The 19,519-nt window shown below is 29.1% G+C and carries 15 protein-coding genes; 10 read left to right on the top strand and 5 right to left on the bottom strand.

What is annotated here, in order from left to right:
- Window positions 1-51: 51 nt before the first annotated feature.
- From ACZ49Z_RS06625 to ACZ49Z_RS06605, 5 genes are all read left to right on the top strand, one after another.
- Window positions 52-1,005, top strand: coding sequence for a PorP/SprF family type IX secretion system membrane protein (locus ACZ49Z_RS06625; RefSeq protein WP_464307396.1), 954 nt, complete (start codon window positions 52-54; stop codon window positions 1,003-1,005).
- A gap of 96 nt (window positions 1,006-1,101) precedes the next feature.
- On the top strand, window positions 1,102-2,286 hold the full coding sequence (locus ACZ49Z_RS06620; RefSeq protein WP_464307395.1) for a phosphoglycerate kinase: 1,185 nt from the start codon (window positions 1,102-1,104) through the stop codon (window positions 2,284-2,286).
- A gap of 36 nt (window positions 2,287-2,322) precedes the next feature.
- Window positions 2,323-3,822, top strand: a complete 1,500-nt coding sequence (locus ACZ49Z_RS06615; protein ID WP_464307394.1) for a lytic transglycosylase domain-containing protein — start codon at window positions 2,323-2,325, stop codon at window positions 3,820-3,822.
- 12 nt (window positions 3,823-3,834) lie between these two features.
- Window positions 3,835-4,815 (top strand): DUF4837 family protein, encoded by a 981-nt coding sequence (locus ACZ49Z_RS06610; protein WP_464307393.1) that lies wholly within the window; start codon window positions 3,835-3,837, stop codon window positions 4,813-4,815.
- Window positions 4,816-4,918: 103 nt separating this feature from the next.
- Window positions 4,919-5,362: a GNAT family N-acetyltransferase gene (locus ACZ49Z_RS06605; RefSeq protein ID WP_464307392.1), complete on the top strand. Its 444-nt coding sequence runs from the start codon at window positions 4,919-4,921 to the stop codon at window positions 5,360-5,362.
- On the opposite strand, the gene ACZ49Z_RS06600 is transcribed toward ACZ49Z_RS06605, so the two are convergent.
- The 4 genes from ACZ49Z_RS06600 to rnpA all read right to left on the bottom strand — a co-directional run bounded on the left by ACZ49Z_RS06600 (window position 5,359) and on the right by rnpA (window position 9,101).
- A complete protein-coding gene (locus ACZ49Z_RS06600; protein ID WP_464307391.1) occupies window positions 5,359-6,183 on the bottom strand; it encodes an OmpA family protein in 825 nt (274 codons plus the stop codon). The two genes, ACZ49Z_RS06605 and ACZ49Z_RS06600, sit on opposite strands and share 4 nt — an antisense overlap.
- A gap of 3 nt (window positions 6,184-6,186) precedes the next feature.
- Entirely contained in the window at window positions 6,187-7,821 is a 1,635-nt protein-coding gene (locus tag ACZ49Z_RS06595; RefSeq protein ID WP_464307390.1) for a S41 family peptidase, read from the bottom strand.
- Window positions 7,821-8,666, bottom strand: coding sequence for a DUF4349 domain-containing protein (locus tag ACZ49Z_RS06590; protein WP_464307389.1), 846 nt, complete (start codon window positions 8,664-8,666; stop codon window positions 7,821-7,823). The genes ACZ49Z_RS06595 and ACZ49Z_RS06590 overlap by 1 nt, the downstream gene beginning before the upstream one ends.
- A 63-nt stretch (window positions 8,667-8,729) precedes the next feature.
- Complete coding sequence (gene rnpA, locus ACZ49Z_RS06585; RefSeq protein ID WP_464307388.1) at window positions 8,730-9,101, bottom strand: ribonuclease P protein component; 372 nt, start codon at window positions 9,099-9,101, stop codon at window positions 8,730-8,732.
- Between the two features lie 223 nt (window positions 9,102-9,324).
- On the opposite strand from rnpA, the gene pelF reads away from it, so the two are divergent.
- The 5 genes from pelF (at window position 9,325) to ACZ49Z_RS06560 (ending at window position 18,990) form a co-directional block, all read left to right on the top strand.
- Window positions 9,325-10,851, top strand: coding sequence for a GT4 family glycosyltransferase PelF (gene pelF / locus ACZ49Z_RS06580; RefSeq protein WP_464307387.1), 1,527 nt, complete (start codon window positions 9,325-9,327; stop codon window positions 10,849-10,851).
- A gap of 11 nt (window positions 10,852-10,862) precedes the next feature.
- Window positions 10,863-12,461, top strand: a complete 1,599-nt coding sequence (locus tag ACZ49Z_RS06575) for a hypothetical protein (protein WP_464307386.1) — start codon at window positions 10,863-10,865, stop codon at window positions 12,459-12,461.
- A 7-nt stretch (window positions 12,462-12,468) separates the two neighbouring features.
- A complete protein-coding gene (locus tag ACZ49Z_RS06570) occupies window positions 12,469-13,236 on the top strand; it encodes an endo alpha-1,4 polygalactosaminidase (RefSeq protein ID WP_464307385.1) in 768 nt (255 codons plus the stop codon).
- A gap of 152 nt (window positions 13,237-13,388) precedes the next feature.
- Window positions 13,389-15,194, top strand: a complete 1,806-nt coding sequence (locus ACZ49Z_RS06565; protein ID WP_464307384.1) for a hypothetical protein — start codon at window positions 13,389-13,391, stop codon at window positions 15,192-15,194.
- Between the two features lies 1 nt (window position 15,195).
- Entirely contained in the window at window positions 15,196-18,990 is a 3,795-nt protein-coding gene (locus ACZ49Z_RS06560; protein WP_464307383.1) for a DUF2194 domain-containing protein, read from the top strand.
- A gap of 70 nt (window positions 18,991-19,060) precedes the next feature.
- Here ACZ49Z_RS06560 and ACZ49Z_RS06555 read toward each other — a convergent pair whose 3' ends face one another.
- Entirely contained in the window at window positions 19,061-19,498 is a 438-nt protein-coding gene (locus tag ACZ49Z_RS06555) for a plastocyanin/azurin family copper-binding protein (protein ID WP_464307382.1), read from the bottom strand.
- Window positions 19,499-19,519 lie beyond the last annotated feature (21 nt).

The raw sequence follows: 19,519 nt of genomic DNA, 5'->3' as shown, positions 1-19,519 counted from the left end.
ATACTAAGCCTATATTTTATAGGCTTAGTATTAAATTATAAAAAAAATAAAATGAAAAAGGTAGCATTATTTTTAATACTTTGTTGTCTGGGTCAATTGCAAGCACAAGAGTTAACAATACCTCAACAAACACAGTATTTAGCTGATAATCCATTCTCAATGTCTCCAACCTTTGCCGGAATAGGTGATAACGCTAGAATTCGCTTAAATGGATTAACTCAATGGGTAGGTATTAAGGATTCACCAATTAACCAGTCACTTGCTGTAGATTTTAGGATTGCTGATAGATCGGGTGTTGGAGCCTATTTTTATAATGATAAAAATGGTAACACACGTCAATATGGTGCTAAATTTTCTTTTGCACAACATCTTATTCTAGACTATGATTCAGAACAATATTTATCTTTAGGTTTATCTTTCAATTTGAACCATTTTAGAATTGATATAGATAATTTTACGAATCAATTAGATCCATCTGTTGTAGATAATAGAGCTAATCAAAATTATAATTTCGACATAGGTTTTTTATATAGAAATAAAGATTTTTACTTGAGTTATAACGCTTCAAATATTCTAGACAAAAACATAAAAGAGGTAAATGTTCTTGAGCCGGATTTATTATTAAACCATCAGGTATATGTTGGAGGTAAGTTGAGAAATAGCGGATCTACTTTTGAAATTGAACCTTCTGCATTATTCCAATATTTTCAAAGTGATGGTCGTTCTACTACAGATTTAAACTTAAAGTTTAAAAAACATGTTTATGAAGATTATTACTGGATTGGAGCAACAGCTCGTTTTTTGAATGAACAATCAATGACTCCTGTTACTGTTGGTCCAATGGTTGGTTTGAGAAAAAGTAATTTCTATTTTGGATACTCATACCAAATTAATACTAATGAACTTTTAGGTTATAATTCAGGAACCCACATGATTACATTAGGTTTTGATTTCCTTCAAAGTTTGAGTAATTGTCCTTGTACTCAAAATAGAATAGTTTATTAACAATTTTTTATATATAACAAATACTATTAAAGTTTACTTTTACTGGTTAATATGCTGGTTGGAGTAAACTTTAATAATTAAAACAAGATTGATTTGATGAAAACACTAAATGACTTTAATTTTAATAATAAAAGAGCAATAATAAGAGTAGATTTCAATGTGCCATTAGATGAAAATTTTAATGTTACAGATACTACAAGAATTGAAGCAGCAAGACCTACTATTGATAAAATTCTCAATGATGGAGGTAGTGTTATATTAATGAGTCATTTAGGACGTCCGAAAGGAATTGAAAATAAATTTTCACTAAAACATATCGTTTCAGCTGTTGAAAACAAATTAAATAGGTCTGTAAAGTTTATTAATGATTCTATTGGTGTTGAGAACGAATTAGTGAACTTAAAAAATGGTGAGATATTACTATTAGAAAATTTACGTTTTTATACAGAAGAAGAAAAAGGAGATATTAACTTTGCTGAAAAATTAGCGAAATTAGGTGATATATATGTTAATGATGCATTTGGTACTGCTCATAGGGCACATGCTTCAACAACTATTATTGCACAATTTTTTCCAAATAATAAATGTTTTGGTTTCTTGTTAGCAAAAGAAATTGAAAGTATTAATAAAGTACTTTCTAATTCGGAGAAGCCAGTCACTGCAATTTTAGGCGGTAGTAAAGTTTCTTCAAAAATTACTGTAATCGAAAATATTCTTGACAAGGTTAATCATTTGATTATCGGTGGAGGTATGACATTTACTTTTACAAAGGCACTTGGAGGAAAAATTGGTAACTCAATATGTGAAGACGATAAGTTAGATTTAGCAATTGAAATTTTAAAGAAAGCTAAAGAAAAAGGGGTTCAAATTCACTTACCCGTTGATGTTATTGGTGCTGATTCATTTTCTAATGATGCTAATACTCAAGTTTTTGATGTGAATACAATTCCTGATGGTTGGCAAGGTTTAGATGCTGGTCCAAAATCTTTAGCTATTTTTGATACTTTGTTATGTAATTCTAAAACAATTCTTTGGAATGGTCCATTAGGAGTTTTTGAAATGGAATCTTTTGCTAAGGGAACAATAGCACTTGGTGAGTCTATTGCTAAGGCAACTAAAAATGGTGCTTTTTCTTTAGTTGGTGGCGGAGACAGTGTTGCAGCTGTTAAACAGTTTGGTTTAGAAGAGAAAATGAGTTATGTTTCAACAGGTGGTGGTGCTATGTTAGAAATGTTAGAAGGTAGAGTATTGCCTGGAATTGAAGCAATTTTGAATGACTAAAAAAAATGATTTGTTTATTAACCCATAGAGAATACAATGCATAAATTAAAAATAATAATCGCTTTTTTATCTTTTACTTGTCTTTTTGCTCAAGAAGAGGTAACTAATGTTGATTTATCTGAGAATAAAGTATCTTTCTTAGATTCAATAAAAGTTACTTTTACTGATCATAAGACTAGTAATTGTATAGATGAGCGTTGGTTGGCAGAGTTAGCAAACGAAGAAATATTCCAAGAAATATATGAAGATATAAGTGAAATTGATATTGATTCAACAGTTACTTATGAATTATCTACCGAATTACTTAAAGAGAGGCTAGAGATTTTAAATAGTAAATCACCGTTTCATATCGAATATAATCCTGTATTAGAAAATGTTATTAAATCTTTTTTGAAAAGAAGAAAAACTTCTTTCGAGAGGTTAATGGCTATATCTGAATATTATTTTCCAATGTTTGAGGAACATCTTGCTAAATATGATGTGCCTCTAGAAATTAAATATCTTGCAATTGTTGAATCTGCTTTAAATCCTAAAGCAAAATCTAGAGTTGGAGCATCTGGTTTATGGCAATTTATGTATCCTACAGGTAAGCAGTTTAACCTTGAAGTTAATTCTTATGTTGACGAAAGATATGACCCTTTAAAAGCGACTGAGGCTGCATGTCAATATTTATCTAGTTTATATAAAATTTTTGGCGATTGGAGCATGGTTTTAGCTTCATATAATGCGGGTCCTGGTAATGTATCTAAAGCCATAAGGAGATCTGGAGGAAGCCAAAATTATTGGAATATTAGAAAAAATCTTCCAAGAGAAACAGCTAATTATGTACCAGCTTTTTTAGCTACCATGTATATTTATGAATTTCAAAAAGAGCATAAATTAGAACCAAGAAAAGCTAATTTAACCTATTTCGAAACCGATACTATTGTTGTTAAAAAAAGAATGTCATTTAAGGATATTTCAGATTTGTTAGATGTTCCTGTTGATCAAATTGAGTTTTTAAATCCAATTTATAAGCTGAATATTATCCCTTACCAACAAGACAAAATGCATTTTCTTAGACTTCCAAAGGATAAAATTGGATTATTTGTTTCAAATGAAGAAAAAGTATATGCCTATATTGATTATTTAGATTCTAAAAAGGAAAAAACGAATTTTGAGGATAATCTTTCTACTCCAAGTTCCTATGTGGAAAATGTTAAATATCATAAGATTAGAAAAGGAGAAAGTCTTGGTTCGATAGCTCAAAAATATGGTGTATCTGTATCCAATTTAAGAAAATGGAATAGGATAAGAGGTAATAACATTATTGCAGGAAAAAAATTAAAAATTTATTACAATGTTAAAGTGTCCACTACATCAAGTAAATATAACGCTAAAAACGTTACTAATCAGGTGTATAAGGTGAAGAAGGGTGATTCATTATATACCATTGCTAAAAAATTTCCTGGAATTTCTGCTGAAGACATTAAAAAATGGAACGATATTAGTGGTAATAATATAAAACCAGGAATGACACTAAACATAAATGGATAAAAAATTATTTTTATGAAAAAAATATGTATTACTTTTTTTAGCTTACTGCTTCTTATTTCGTGTAAAGAGAATAGTGAAGAGAACAAAGCTGTTCTAACTGAATCTAATGGATTGATTAATAATGTTTCTATTATTATAGATGAAAATTTATGGAATGGTGAAATTGGAGATTCTATTAGAAAAAAATTTGCAGCCCCTGTAGATGGACTTTTAAATGAAGAGCCAATGTTTAATCTTAATCAATATCCTACAAAAATTTTTGATGGTATTGTTAGAAAAAGCAGGAATATTATTATTGTTCAAAAGTCTGATAAGTCTGGGTTCAGTTATAAAAAAGATGAATTTGCTAAACCTCAAAATGTGTTTTATGTAGTTGGCAAAAATCAAGAAGAAATTTTGTTAAGTTTAGAAAAACGCGCAAACGAAATTATTAAAACTATTAAAGATTCGGAAATCATTGAAAACCAAGTGCGTCTTAGGAAATCTGTAGTTGATGATAAGAAAGTTAAAGATAGATTTGGTATTGGTTTGACAATTGGGCATGGTTATAAATATGACATGGTTAAAGATAAATTCCTTTGGATTAGAAAAGAATTCTCAACTGGATATAATAGCATATTAATTTATGAAGTTCCAATGAATATCATCGAAAATGATTCTAATGTTGCTAGTAATGTTGTAAAATTAAGAGACTCTATTGGTAAACAGTTCATACACGGAACTTTAAATGACACTTGGATGGTAACAGAAGAAGCGTATTCTCCTTATTTCTTTAATTCTAAAATTGCTGGAAGAAAAGCCTACGAAACAAAAGGGAACTGGTACCTTAAAAATGATTTTATGGCAGGTCCGTTTATTAATTATGCTATTAAAGATGAAAAAAACAATAGATTTTTAATTTTAGAAGGTTTTACCTATAATCCAACTAAAGCAAAAAGAGACCTAGTTTTCGAGCTGGAGTCAATAATTAAATCAGTGAAATTTTATAAGTAAAAAATATTACAATTAAAAGATATCCCATTAGGTAGATTTGCTTAATGGGTTTTTTATTAAGTTTTAATTTTTTATTTATTTTTAACTTCTATTCTAGAACAAAATGATAACATTTCAAATAAAGCGTTTTAACGAATTTTCTCTATCAGAACTATATCAAGTACTTAAGCTTAGAGCAGAAGTCTTTGTAGTGGAACAAAACTGTGTTTATCAAGACTTAGATGGTAAAGATGAAAAGGCTGTGCATGTAATTGGCTATTTTAATGATGAAGTTGTTGCTTATACAAGAATATTTAATAAAGGTGATTATTTTGATGAAGCTTCCATAGGTAGAGTAGTGGTAGCTGAAAAATACAGAGATAGAAAATGGGGCTATGATTTAATGAAAGCTTCTATTAAAGCTGTTGAAGAGTTTTTTAATGAAAAAGCTATAACTATATCTGCTCAACAATATTTGACTAAATTCTATAACGCTTTAGGTTTTGTACAAACGAGTGAAATGTATTTAGAAGACAATATACCTCATATTCAGATGAAGATTTCTTAATTTACTTTTGTAATGACAATTTCAACACGTCTATCCAATGAAGGGCCTTTTCCAAGAGGTTGGCTGTTACCATAGCCCTTATAGGTCATTCTTTCTTTTTTAATTTTCTTAAGGTTTAAATATTTATAAACTTCTAATGCTCTATTAACAGAAAGCTCCCTTTTTTTAGTTCCTCTATCTATTGCTTCTTTATGAAATTTTGGCGTGCAACAAACATGTCCTTGAATTTCAAATTCGATATTTTTAAATTTATGAAGTTGTTTGGCAATTCGATCTAATTCTTTTTTTGCAGGATAAAGTAATTTACTACTTCCTCTATCGAATAATAATTTATCCAAGTAGATGCGATCACCTACAATTGGATTCTTTGGGATTGAACTATATACTCCTGGAATTTTTAATGTTTCTATAACTACAGGTTTATAGTTAATAACAATATCAACACGCCTATTTTTTGAACGAACTTCTGGAATATTGTCTAACAAATCATCATCAATTAAAATCCTACCTTTACCTTCAATGGTAATAATAATCTTGTTCTTTATTCCTTCAGAAACTAATTTTTCTTTCACAGTATTGGCTCTGTTGGTTGAAAGCTTATAATTATATTCGTCTTTTCCTCTATCATCACAATAGCCAAATATTTCAATAGTTTCAATGGTTGTAGTGTCTAATTTTTTTACAAAAGTAAAAAGAGCTAAAGTTTGAGCTTCTTTTAGTTCATATTTGTCGAATTCAAAATAAATAGAATGCACTTCTTCTTCTTGAGCTCTTAAGCAAAAAGGTGTTAAAGCAAATAGAAGAAGTGCAAACCATCTCATTTTTTATTTTTTAAGTAGCGAGGTATATTGTGCTGTATTGTTTAGTACTGCTTTCGCTTTGTTAATTTCTATATCATTTTTTGAATAGTATTCATACAAGCCTTCTTTATACTGATAACGTGTAATCAATTCTTCTTGTATTAGCTTCACAAATTCATTTTTATACTTCGTAATTTCCTGATCTTGAATTTTTTCTAAAGCAGTTTGCAATAGTTTGTACTCATTACTAATAGTAGTGTCAATTTTTTCTTTCTTAGCTTTTTCTAAGAACGTTTTTAGTGCCTTACCAGTTTCTGTGTCTAAGTTGTATTTTTCTTGTTTTATAAAGCTTTTAAACGTAGAAAAATCAGCATCTGTTACGTTTGGAATATTAGATAAAGAAGGATTTTTATAATATAATGTTGTTGCAAAATCAAATATTGCATCATTCTTAAGCAGAGCATCGGTAACAGTACTTGTTTTTGCTTCTGTTATTATTACATCTGGTAAAACTCCACCACCATCATAAACGGTTCTTCCTCCTTTAGTTTTAAAGGCATTAAAGTTTTCTTTGTCAATCTTTACAGCCTTACCATTTTCATCTTTGTGAGCATAATCTAATGCCTGAATGCACCTTCCTGAAGGGGTATAATATTTAGAAATAGTTACTTTTACTTGTGTTCCATAGGATAAGTTTATAGGTCTTTGCACAAGCCCTTTTCCAAAACTTCTGTTCCCAACAATAACAGCTCTGTCCAGATCTTGTAATGCTCCTGAAACAATCTCAGACGCGGAAGCACTTCTTTCGTTAATAATAACTACTAAAGGAATTTCCAAATCTAAGGGTTCAAATTTTGTTTTATAGATAGAATTGTGTTTTTCTGATTTTGATTTTGTTGTTACAATAGTTTCATCCTTAGGTACAAAGAAGTTACATATATTTACAGCTTCATGAAGTAACCCACCAGGATTGCCTCTCAAATCTAAAATAATTTTCGTTGCACCTTTTTCTTTTAATTCTAAAAAAGCAGCTTTAGTTTCACTACTTGATTTTTCTGTAAATTTTGAAAGCACAATATATCCAGAATTATCGGGCAGTAGTGCATAATATGGAACAGCTTTTACTTCTATTTCATCTAAGATAATCGTTGCGTTTTGTTTTTTTCCTTGTCTCTCAAATGCAATATTAACTTTTGTATTCTTAACTCCTTGTAATAATTGAGAGGCATCTTCTTTATATTCTTTCAGATTAATATCTCCAATTTGAATAATTTCATCTCCTGCTTTTAACCCTGCTTTGTCAGCCGGGAAACCTTTATAAATTTCTTTCAGAAAAACACGTCCTTCTTTTCTTTGAACCATAGCACCAATTCCTGTATATTCTCCGGTGTTGTTGATTTTGAATTTCAAAACATCTTGCTCATTAAAGAAAACAGTATAGGGGTCTAATTCGGCTAGCATGTTTTTAATTGCCACATTCATTAATTCACCTGGATTTGTCTCATCGACATAGTTTTGATTTATTGTTTTGAATGCTGATGTAAATATTTCTATTTGCTTTGCAATTTCAAAGAAATCGTTTTTAAAACTTACGGCTATGAAAAGAAAGGCAGTACTAAAAAAGGTTAAAATGTATTTTTTTTTAAATAATGATTTCATTAGGATGTCTTTTTATTTTTTAATTTTTTTCTTATAAAGAAAAACGATACAACGAAAATAAGGATTAATGGCCATATTTGTAGTATTCCTAAGAAGAAACTTGATAAACCGTTAAAACCCGAAGCAATAGCATTCCACATTTTGCTACCATAGGAAACTGTATTTTCTGATCCGGTTGGGTTTTCTGTATACATCTCTATACTAACAGTACTCATTCCCACTTTGTTTTCTAGATATTTCAATCTCCCTTCTTTAGCTTCTATTTCTTCACGAATTTTTGCGAGTTCATTTTCTATTTCTAATATTTCCGAAATTTTATTAGCTTTTTTTAATATTTCTAAATACCTGTTTTCCAAGGTGCGTTTTGCTTTTATACGTGCTTCTAAATCAACAAATTCTTCAGTTACATCTTGTGCTGAAATTTCTTTTCTATCAAAATGCTTTACACCTTTACTTATCTCATTTATAAAAGAATCAAAGTAATTGTTTGGAACACGAACAATTATGTTTCTATAAGTACTGCCATAGTTTTTTCCTGAGTTATCGTTTTGAATATAGGCTTTGTGTTTTTTTAACGCATTTTCAATTGTTGCAAAACTGGTAGATAAATTTGTAGTTTGAAATTCTAGATTTGCGGTTTTTATAATCTTTAACGTTGTAACTTGTTTTTCTTTTGAATTACTAGTATTAGATGGTTTATAATCGCTATCGGAAGATTTAAAATTGTAGGAACTAGAAGCGACACTTTCAACGGACTCTTCAGTTAAGTTGTTGCTTCTTTCAGCTTCTTTGCTACAAGATAACGAAAGACAAAGTAATAGAATACTGCTTGCTATTTTTTTCATGGGAATTTGTTTATTTAAACTTTCATTAATAAATATAACAAATCACAAAAATTTAGCCAAAAATTATTTTTTTATTTCGGAAATGAATTTTTCAAACAAAATAACGGTTTTTTCATGAATTTCATGATAGGAAAGTTTCTCTTTCGTTTGATAGAAAAACATTATGGCATAAGGTTTATCAATGTTTTCTAAAAGAATATGTTTATTCAAACGATAACATTCTCTAAGTAATCTTTTGAAGTAATTTCGATCAACTGCTTTTTTGAAATAACGCTTAGAAACAGAAACTCCAAATTTTAATAGCTCACTTTCTGTTGGGTTTTCTACAAAAACTAATCGTAATGGATATTTAGAAACCGATTTGCCCTCAGAAAAGAGTAAATCGATTGTGTTTTTGCTTTTTAGCTTTTCGTTTTTTGAATAGGTGAATAACATTAAGCAAATATATAAAAGGTATTTTATTAAATGTAAAAAAAGAATAGGATTGTATTTTGGAAAATGATTCTTTATTTAGTAAACCTGATTTTATTAGTGTTTAAAATTGCATTATATCGATAAGAATTGTGTTTTGTCGAAAATGACAACTCTTTGTTAGTTTTTTTTTCTGTATAAGATTATTTAGATATAATTTCGTCCAGCAAACAGGTAACAAACATTTATGAATAAAACAATACTTCTAGCTTTAGAAGGAACTTATCCTTTTCATGGAGGTGGAGTTTCAACTTGGGCACACATACTTTGTAATGAAATTACTGATTTTAAATTTAAGCTATATTCGGTTAATGCACTTTTGGAAAAAACACCAAAGTATGATTTAAGTGAATCTATTGAAAGTGTTGTTCAATTGCCAATGTGGTATGCATTGGAACCAAGAGATGTTTTGAGATATGAAGACAATTACTCAGGTTTTATTAAGAAAAAAGAAAATACAAATCAAACTGAAATTTCATTAATCTTTATCCCTTTATTAAAAAGATTACTTCATCTAATATATGTTGAAAAATTAGAGGTAAATGAGTTTGAAGAGGTAATTATTGAATTGTGGTATTTTTTTCAGGTTAATGATTATAAATTAACCATGAAAAATCATGCAGTTTGGGAATGTTTTAAAGAAGAAATTATTGAAATAGTTGAGCGAGAAGAAATTGATGATGTTGTTCTCTTAGATATAACTGTGGCAATGCGATGGATTTATCATTTTTTAATGCCCTTATCTATAGATTTTCCAAAATCATCAGTAATTCATTTAACCCTTTCTGGTTTTTTAATCCTGCCCGCTGTAATTCAGAAACATTTATATAGAACACCCATTGCATTAACAGAACACGGTGTTTTTATTAGAGAAAGACTTATTGCAATAAGCCAATCTGAAAGCTCCTATTTTTTAAAAGATTTTTTAATTCGTTTCTCAGAATGCATTTCTAAATTAGCCTATTCTAGATCCGATGTAATTCTTTCTGTGAATAAGTTTAACTTTAAATGGGAATTAATGTATGGTGCAAAGGAAGAACAATTAAGAGTTGTCTATAATGGTATAGATCATATGAGATTTGTTCCTTTAGAAAAACCAAAAGAATTGCAAGACATTCCTACTGTTGTTGCTATGGCAAGAATATTTGAGTTAAAAGATATTTTAACAATGATTGAATCCTGTAAGGTAGTTAAGGAAACTTTACCCAATGTTCAATATCGTGTCTATGGAGAAAACAACGCAGTTCCAGAATATACGAAGAAATGTATGCAACTAATTGAAAAATTAGACCTTCAAGAAAATTTTAAATTATTAGGACCTCATCGTTTTCCAGAAAAAGTGTTTTGCGAAGGCGATATATCTATTTTAACATCTATTTCTGAGGGGTTTCCATACACAATAATAGAATCTATGAGTTGTGGTGTTCCTGTGGTTTCAACAGATGTAGGTGGTGTTTACGAAGCTTTAAATGCTGATTGCGGTATTTTGTGTAAACCAAAAGACCCAATTGCAATTGGCAAAGCAGTTTTAAAATTATTGCAAGATAAAGACTTAAGGCAGGCGATGAGTAGAAACTCAAGAAAAAGAATAGAAGAAAATTTCACGATTGATAAGTTTATTAAGCAATATAATGATATTTATAAAGAACTATGTGACAAGAACATGCCTGTTGAAATTAATGAAGACTTAGTTGCGAGTGACGCTACCTACTAAAAGTTATGAGAATGGAATCTTTGGAAAAGAATCTTTTAACTTTAACTAAACAAGTAAAAGAAAGAGTTAATAAACCTGTAAATGTTAGTGTCACACAAGCCATTATAGAATCTTTTGGAATTAGACAAGTTGATGTACTTGATGATTTTGGGATTGATACTATAGAAATGCTTGCAAAACAAGTGCATGAAAGTATTATAAACCAAAATAAAAAAGAGAAAAAACATTCTTTTTCTAAAAAGAATGAAATGGTATTTAGTAGCGATTATTTTGTTGTGAAACTTAAAGTTTTTGTAACGCAATATTTTGTGGGTACTTTTCATTTATTGCCCATTTTTATACAAATTCTATCGATTATACTATTTGGTTATTCACTCTGGACGGCAAAAGAGTTTAATATTCTACAATCAACATCGGTGGTTGTTGGGGTAATAACATCTTTTGTTTTTACTGGAGGAATAGTATCAGTTATAAGTAAACAAATTTCATTCTATTGGAACCATAAAAATGATGAAATGGTTTTTAATACGACTGTTTATTTTATAAAAAGAGGATTACAGTTTTTATTCATCATTAACATCCTCATTTTAATATTTTCTTTTTTACTTGGTTTTTTTTCTTTTGAAATGATGCTGTTAAGTACAGTTTATTCGCTTTCCATAGGAACAATATTGTTATTTATTGCACCTTTACATGTTGTAAAAAGGAGATGGGCTATAACATGCGCAATTGTTTCAGGATCAACTATTTCACTTTTTTTACGGTTTTTTACATCATTACATGTTTATGTGACGCATTTTATAGGAATGTTTGTTGTAATTCTATTTTTGGTAATTACATTGATTATCTATTTCAAGGGGAAGAACCAATCGTTTAGTGGATTTTTAAATTCTAAAAATGTTTCTTCATCATTCATGGTCTATAACAATTATGTTTATTTTTTTTACGGATCTTTCTTCTACCTGTATATTTTTTTAGATAGAATTTTAGCTTGGTCTGTCCTTAAAAACGAAAGATTTTCTTATTTTATTTTTTTTGAAAAAGACTATGAAATTGGTATGGATTTAGCCATTTTGTCCTATATTTTTTCGGCTGGCGTTTTAGAATATAGTATTGGAAAATTCACATTGCAACTAGATAATTTACAAAATAAAGTGACGCTTGAAAACTATAAAGAATACAACCAGCTTTTTATAAAAGATTATTGGAAAAATATAGTCTTATTAATTGCTACAGGAATAGGTTCTTTTTTAATACAGTTTATTATGGTTTATTCTTCCTACGGCTACACTTTTCAATTTGACGAACAATTGAATAGCTTAAACATAGAGATTTGTATAATTGGTTCAATAGGTTATTTTTTCCTTTCATGGGCAGTATTGAATGTGCTGTATTTTTTCACATTAGGACAACCTAAAATAGCACTCAATAGTTTGTTAATTTCATTTTTTTGCAATTTGCTTATTGGTCTTTTATTAAGTCGTTTGTTCTTTTACCATTATAGTGTGTATGGATTTATGATTGGAAGTCTTGTTTTTATGTTGATTACTACTAAAAAGGTTTTACGTTTTTTTAACTCAATGGATTATCATTATTATGCGGCTTATTAATTTTTTTATGATGTCATTTATAGTTCCCTTTTTCTTTTCATCACCAAAACAAAAAGTTTTAGTTTGTTATGGTAAATTTGAAGTAGAAAAGGTTCAAGGTTATGATTTAGTAATCGTTGAATCGAGTTTTTTTAATTTTTATGAAGTAGCCCAATTGAAGAAAAACAATAAAAAAGTTGTGGCCTACATTAGTCTTGGAGAAGTAAACAAAAATGCAGTCGAGTATAATTTTTTTAAAAATAAAACATTAGGAAGTAACACAGATTGGGATAGTTATTATCTCGATCTCACTTCTGAAGAAACGGTTCAATTTCTAAATAATAAAATTGATGCTATTCTATTTATGGGATATGATGGTTTGTTCCTAGACAATATAGATAATTTTTGTGCTTTTGGTGCACAAAAAGAACAACAAAATGAGTTAATAACTTTTATAGATACCCTAAAAGTAAAGTACCCTAAAAGCTACATCGTTCAAAATGCTGGTTTAGAATTGGTGAGTAAAACAAGAAAAAATATCGATAGTATTCTCATTGAGTCGGTGATAACAAATTTTACTTTTGATGACAAAAAATACAAGTTAAGAGAAGAAAAAGAAACTCAGAAATATCTCAAAAAAATAGACTCAATTTGTGGACCAAGCAAACTCCCAGTAATTCTTTTAGAATACTCAGATTCAAAACGTCTAAATAGACAAGTTTTTAAAAAAGCCCAAAAAACAAAATTTTCATTTTTAATTAGCGATATAAACCTTCAAGAGCTCCCTTTTGATTAATAGTAATGTACAAATTAATTGCATTTAGTTTATTTAAGTTGATATTAATCTACCTCATCTTTCTATTTTTGAAATTTAGGTTTATTAAAAGACACAATGATTTTCACTCGCTTTTTGATGTAGCAATTAAAAAAGGAGTTCAGCATCTGTGCGTGTTAATTATACTTTTAGCAATCACTATTCAATTTGGCTTTTATGACGGAATTTTAGTGTCTTTCCTTTTTCTGTTGTATTTGTTTTTTGAGCATCACAGAACAACAAAGCTTGTTTTCATATTTCACAAAATAAAGAAAGAAACAAAAGTAACGTTGATTCAAATTATTGAAAATTTAGAGAAATATGGTAGTTTTATTAACATAAAAGAGCTTAGAAAAAACATGCTCTTTTCTAAGAGAAACAGAATAATTTTACTGTCAGTTTTGCTGCTAATTCTTTTAGTAATCTTTTGTTCTTTTTTCTATTTAAAGTATGATCATTATTTGTTTTCATCTACATGGTTTGAAACCCTAAAAATGGTAAATGCCAAAAATGAGCAGCATTTTTTTACAGAAATGGTATATCCAGAAGGACAATATGCATTTATTAATTATTTATCGAGAATAACAAATGCCTCTACAGAAATAACAATATATGTCTATTCTATATTTCAACTAGTTCTTTTGGTAATCATAATGTATTGGTTTGTTTTTAAAGTTACAAAATCACAAATAATTGTTCCATTATCTGTTGGCGTATTCTTTTTGTTAGGTTTTTCTTTTTTACCAGTATCTATAAATTCTTTTTTTCAAAGCAGTACAATCCATTTTTCGTTTATAATTGTTTTGCCTGTTTTTTATTATTTTATTAATCCTAAAAACCTAAAATTTTCTAAAAAAATACTTTTTGTTTGGTTCACAATATTATTCTCTGCTATTGCATTAATAAGCCTTTATACGTTAGTTTGTGTTTTCCCTTTATTCTTTTTGCTGGTTTGTATTTTTCTAAAGAAGCAAAACACAAAAGAAAGATTAATAATTCTGAGTGCTTATGTAGCTACTTTAGCAACCTCTTTTATTGGTTATTATTTACTAGTAAAATTGAGAGAAGAATGCTTTTATACTTTTTTAAGAAGAAACATTATAGACATTGATTTGTTTTTCTTTAATCCATATCTGAATCTAAATATCGATGAATTATTATTTAAATATCAGGTTTTTTTTCTAATTGGTTTCCTTTTTAATAGAATAATTGCTGTTTTTTATAGAATAAGATGGAAAAAAAGAAGTGTGTTATTTTTATTTGGTTTTAGCATTTACATTTTATCGCAAGTACATTTAAAATGGGTAGATATAGACATATTATATAGTATTATGCTATTGTTCCTGCCTATTCAGTTTGGGATTTTAATCTCAATATTCCTTGATTTTTTCAAAATAGTTTGTCGAAAACGAATCTATTTGAACTCAAGAGTAATTATTGTTTTCTTTGGGTTAGTGTCTTTTTTTGGCTTTGCTCAAACGAAATATTTGTTGATAGAAAAAGACAGAAATGATCTACTAAACGAGGAGCTTCTGTTGGCAAACGAAATGATTTTGAAAAATTATTTAGACAGGTCCTATATGGTAACAAACAAAAGCAATTTAAGCAGGCTTAGTAGTGGCAATCGTTTTTTTGCAGAATACTCCTATTTTCTTAGTGAAAAATACATGCGTAGCGATTCTTTGTTTGCCAAATATAAAGATAATCATGCATACTTATCTAATCATCCCGAGATTGTTGTGCCATCAAGCATGATAGTTTTTGTTTATAAAAAGCAAATCGATTCACCTTCTTATAGTAAAGAAGAAATAATAACCCGAATAAAGGAATTAAAAAATAAAGGAAGAGGAGTGAGAAAAATCTATAAATCAGGTTTTTTTGAAGTATATGAAATTATTAATAAAGCGAATGCGAGTAAAGTTTCTGAAATGGTTTTTTAATATGAAAAAGACAATAAAAGTTATGCTAATAATCACAATAATTGTTTTTATAGCAAGTTGCGATAAAATAGATTCACTATACAAAACAAAAAACGAATGGTTAGAGAGCGTTCAAAAAGAAACCTATTTAAAAAAGTATAAATTAGCAGAACTGAGTGATAAACCTGTAGTAGAATATTTGTTAGACCCCAATTCAAAACCTTCTATATCCTATTTAAATAATTGCAGAAAAGTATGCGATTATGCAAAAATTCCTTTCAACTTCAAAACTATTTCAAAATGGAATGACAGTTCAAAATTAGAAAAATCCACAAGAACCTTAGTGCTATTTGATACCAAACCAATTAAATCTAAAACAGTCGATAGCATTGTGAATTTTGTAGCCAAAGGAGGAACACTTTTTATTTTAAGTGCAATAGAAGACAAAAGGTTTAATTTCCTAATAGGTGTTAAGCCAGATGCTTCATTAGAGGTCGATATTGTTTCAAAAGGAGTTTATTTGGAAGGCACTTTCTTGCCTAAAACCAATAAAATTACAATCAAAGAAGAGCAAGGTAATTTTGCATTAAAAGGATCAAATTTTAACAATAAAATTAAAGTTCATGCTTGGGCAGATCAAACTAAAAAGTTGCCAGTCATTCTAACCAACACGATTGGCAATGGAAAAGTTGTCTATTTTAATACTGGCGTTTTTTTGGAGAAAGGAGATCGAGGATTGCTTTTTTCTGGGATTTTAAACGGACTCAATGGAATTCCCTATCCAATTGCAAACACAAATACTGTCTTTTTAGATGATTTTCCATCACCAGTATATTCCGAAATAAGCGAGCCAATAAAGTCCGAAATGAACCTGTCGAATGCAGATTTTGTGCATAAAGTTTGGTGGAAAGACATTGTAACCTTAGGAAAAAAATACAACATTAAATATACTGCTCTTTCAACTTTTGATTATGATAGTAATGTTACTGCTCCTTTTTTGTTTGAACAATGGGACGCTGAAAAAAGAGTATTTAGCAAACAAAAAGAAATTCTTCCCAATTGGTTAATGAAACAAGTTGCAGAAAACGGTTATGAAATAGGGTTTCATGGCTATAATCATGTGTCATTATTGCAACACGATTGGAAAGATACTACACAATTGCAACTATCATTCAACGCAGTTAAGAAAAAATGGTTGGTAAGTGATTTTGGAGATTTTCCAGTAACCTATGTTCCTCCTTCTAATAAAATAGATGCCTACGGCATTCATAATTTAAAGAAAAACATGCCTTCAATTCAATATTTGTGTAGCTTATACTTAGGAGACCGATCTGAAGGAGAAGATAGAGAATTTGATTTTGATCCTTATGATGACCAAATTTTTGACTATCCTAGAATTTCAAGTGGTTTTACGCTAGAAGATTATCACAGATACAACTTGCAATCTATGTATATCTATACAGGAATTTGGACCCATTTTATTCATCCAGACGACGTGTACCAAATTAAAAAAGGATTCATAAACAAAAATAGTGTTTACGGACTGAGAAATAAAGAAAACAGATTTTGGCATAAAGACGTTCCTGGGAAAAAGTCATTATATTCTATGTTTGATGAGTATCTGAACGACTTTAACACACTCTATCCACTTTCAAGATACTTAGCAGCAAAAGAAGCCGTTCCAATTGTAATGGATTGGAGAAAAAGCAAGTATGTTCATTCTCAAGACGAAAAGAAATATACAGTAGAGAAGCAAACCATTACCAAAACAAAGGCAAATTATTGGTTTGTTTATTTTGAAAAAGAAAATGTTGAAAAAGCAGAAACCGAAATAAAAGAACAAGCACTCAGGTATCATTCCATCGATTTTTTAGATGGAAAATTATTTCAAATCGAAAGTAAAAACCCACACCTGTCATTCAGTCTGTCGATTGTTAATGAAAAAGGTTCAAAACAAAAAGAAAATGCAGTTGCAGAAGCATACAAAACCTATAGAGTTCAGCAAGAAGCCTATTTTAAAGGAGGCAATAACGAAAAAGATTTTTTAGAAAAAATTGAAAAAGAAAAGAAAGAATTGTTAACTAAAATGCTAAATGAAAGTAAAATAAATTATCAAACATGGAATAAATATGCCAATTACTTATCGTGGAATAATGAAGGAGAACAAGTATGGACACTACTTTCAAAACACTGCAAAGTCAATCCTTCCAAACACAATATTAACTATTCCTTCGAATTAGAAAAAATATTAGGTTATCCTAATGATGAAATTCATAATTCTTGGATACTGCTACAATATCAATGGAATCCTGAACGATTAAGCATTTTAAAAGAATATTTAAATAGTATAATTACAACAGCAAATTTTGAAGAAATTGAAAAAATACTAAAGAAAATATACACACTAGAACCAACACAAAAAAACTATGAAAACTACGTTTCTCATTTAGTGCTATATAACAAAGAAGAAGCAATAAAAGAATTAAGAAACATAGAACCAAACAAACCTAATTTCTCTAAGGAACTAGTTGCAGATATTGCGTGGCTATATGCTAATTTAGAGGATTATCATGACGCACTTTATTGGTATGAATACACTTCTTTGTTGTCTTTTGAAACAAAATTAGAATGGCTCTATAAAACAAGGCAATTTAAAACCCTTTTTTATGCTTACAATGATTATATAGAACAACATCCAGAAGATTATAACACAATAGCTAAAATGGCAGAAATCTATCAAACATTAGGAAAACATAAAGAAGCATGGCAATTAGCGACAAGTCTGCCAGAAGGACCATTGAAAGAAACGCTAAAAAAAGGATTCAATACAGAAATAATTTATTTAGATGAGGTAGTCCAAGAAGAACTGTTAGCATCACATCCTGAATTTTTCACCGAAAATAGTAAAGCATATTTGCTAGATAGAAAAAGAAAAAAATATGGCAATTTCTTAGAATCAAAATCATCGCTTTCAACTTTTCTAAAAGACAAAATGAATTTTGAGAATGAAATTACTTTTAACAAATACGATTCTTTAAAAAATCTCCATTCGTTCAAAGTGAAGCACACAGAACTTTTTCCACTTCAAGAATTAGAAACTAGTTTGGATAATGATAATGTGTTTAAAAAAGTAAACGGGTTAGCCTATAAAATAAAGAAATACAAGAATAAGTACAACACAAAACTAGCATATTATGCTTCTTTTGGAGCAGAAGTAGATCAACATTCTAAATTGTATTATAACGTTGGAGTAGGAGCATCTTTAGATAAAAAAACCTCAACAACCTCAATAGATTTAGAATATTTACCTGTAAACACAAGTGCTAGTTATGAAAAAAACAACTATAATTTACAATTAAGAATATACAACACTTTTCCTTTAAGTGTTTTTCAACTAGAAAACTATTCCGAATCTAAATACTACACAGACCATGGAATTTTTTCTACTAGTTTAACCACACGATTAATGATGCAACAAAATAAAAAGAAATGGTTTAGAGCAATACCCTTTACAGAAGCATTCGTGTCTAAATCATCTGTAAAAGAGAATCGTTTTTATCCATATTTTATATTAAAAGAACAAGCTTTTATTGGCTTAGGAACTGGTTTCTTTTTAGGAAGGGAAGAAGATAAGTTCACATTCTCTAGTTACGGAGCCTATTATTTTGATACATTTTCAGACACCTTCATCAATTTAAGAGGAAATCTAGAGTATGAATTTTTAAAATATACTTTTGTAAAAGGATCCTATGATTTGTATTTTCAAGACAAATACTACTCGAATACCTTACAGCTAGGATTTAAATACATTTTCTAAATAAAAAAAGCACATCAAAATGTATGATGTGCTTTTTTGTAGTAAGATGATCTAAATTGCAATGAATGAATTATTCAACAATTAACTTGTATTTTGGAGTATTGTTCAACGGACAAAAATATACATATTCTCCTTTTTCTAGTGTTACAGGCATTTTTGAAGAAGCTGTTTCACCGTCTTTAATAGTTTGCGTTAACATGGCATCTGCAATAAAATCAGATTCTTGAAGGTTTTCCTTATTAGGAGCTAAAACAAAAGCCACTTCATGGTCAATTCCTTTGTTTGTTACTTCGAAAGAATAGCTACCTGGCTTCAATTTTAATTCTGTTGTCGTAAAAGCACCCTCCACTTCTTCTAGTTTTACAATTTCTGTTGCAGGAGTTTCCTCAACCATTACTTCTTCTGTAACAGGAGTTTCTTCTGCCATTACTTCTTCTGTTTTTTTCTCATTACAAGATGCGAAAAGCATTACTACGAATGCACTAATTGCTAAAATACTTTTTTTCATTTTTTTTATCTTAATAAATTA

The organism is Flavobacterium sp. KY-23415, from assembly GCF_055384985.1.
This window is presented reverse-complemented; position numbering and strand designations above follow the sequence as displayed.

Bases quoted from the DNA above. Each gene is read 5' to 3' on its own strand.
- ACZ49Z_RS06625 (WP_464307396.1), top strand. From the start codon at position 52: ATGAAAAAGGTAGCATTATTTTTAATACTTTGTTGTCTGGGTCAATTG.
- ACZ49Z_RS06620 (WP_464307395.1), top strand. From the start codon at position 1,102: ATGAAAACACTAAATGACTTTAATTTTAATAATAAAAGAGCAATAATA.
- ACZ49Z_RS06615 (WP_464307394.1), top strand. From the start codon at position 2,323: ATGCATAAATTAAAAATAATAATCGCTTTTTTATCTTTTACTTGTCTT.
- ACZ49Z_RS06610 (WP_464307393.1), top strand. From the start codon at position 3,835: ATGAAAAAAATATGTATTACTTTTTTTAGCTTACTGCTTCTTATTTCG.
- ACZ49Z_RS06605 (WP_464307392.1), top strand. From the start codon at position 4,919: ATGATAACATTTCAAATAAAGCGTTTTAACGAATTTTCTCTATCAGAA.
- ACZ49Z_RS06600 (WP_464307391.1), bottom strand. From the start codon at position 6,183: ATGAGATGGTTTGCACTTCTTCTATTTGCTTTAACACCTTTTTGCTTA.
- ACZ49Z_RS06595 (WP_464307390.1), bottom strand. From the start codon at position 7,821: ATGAAATCATTATTTAAAAAAAAATACATTTTAACCTTTTTTAGTACT.
- ACZ49Z_RS06590 (WP_464307389.1), bottom strand. From the start codon at position 8,666: ATGAAAAAAATAGCAAGCAGTATTCTATTACTTTGTCTTTCGTTATCT.
- rnpA (WP_464307388.1), bottom strand. From the start codon at position 9,101: ATGTTATTCACCTATTCAAAAAACGAAAAGCTAAAAAGCAAAAACACA.
- pelF (WP_464307387.1), top strand. From the start codon at position 9,325: ATGAATAAAACAATACTTCTAGCTTTAGAAGGAACTTATCCTTTTCAT.
- ACZ49Z_RS06575 (WP_464307386.1), top strand. From the start codon at position 10,863: ATGGAATCTTTGGAAAAGAATCTTTTAACTTTAACTAAACAAGTAAAA.
- ACZ49Z_RS06570 (WP_464307385.1), top strand. From the start codon at position 12,469: ATGATGTCATTTATAGTTCCCTTTTTCTTTTCATCACCAAAACAAAAA.
- ACZ49Z_RS06560 (WP_464307383.1), top strand. From the start codon at position 15,196: ATGAAAAAGACAATAAAAGTTATGCTAATAATCACAATAATTGTTTTT.
- ACZ49Z_RS06555 (WP_464307382.1), bottom strand. From the start codon at position 19,498: ATGAAAAAAAGTATTTTAGCAATTAGTGCATTCGTAGTAATGCTTTTC.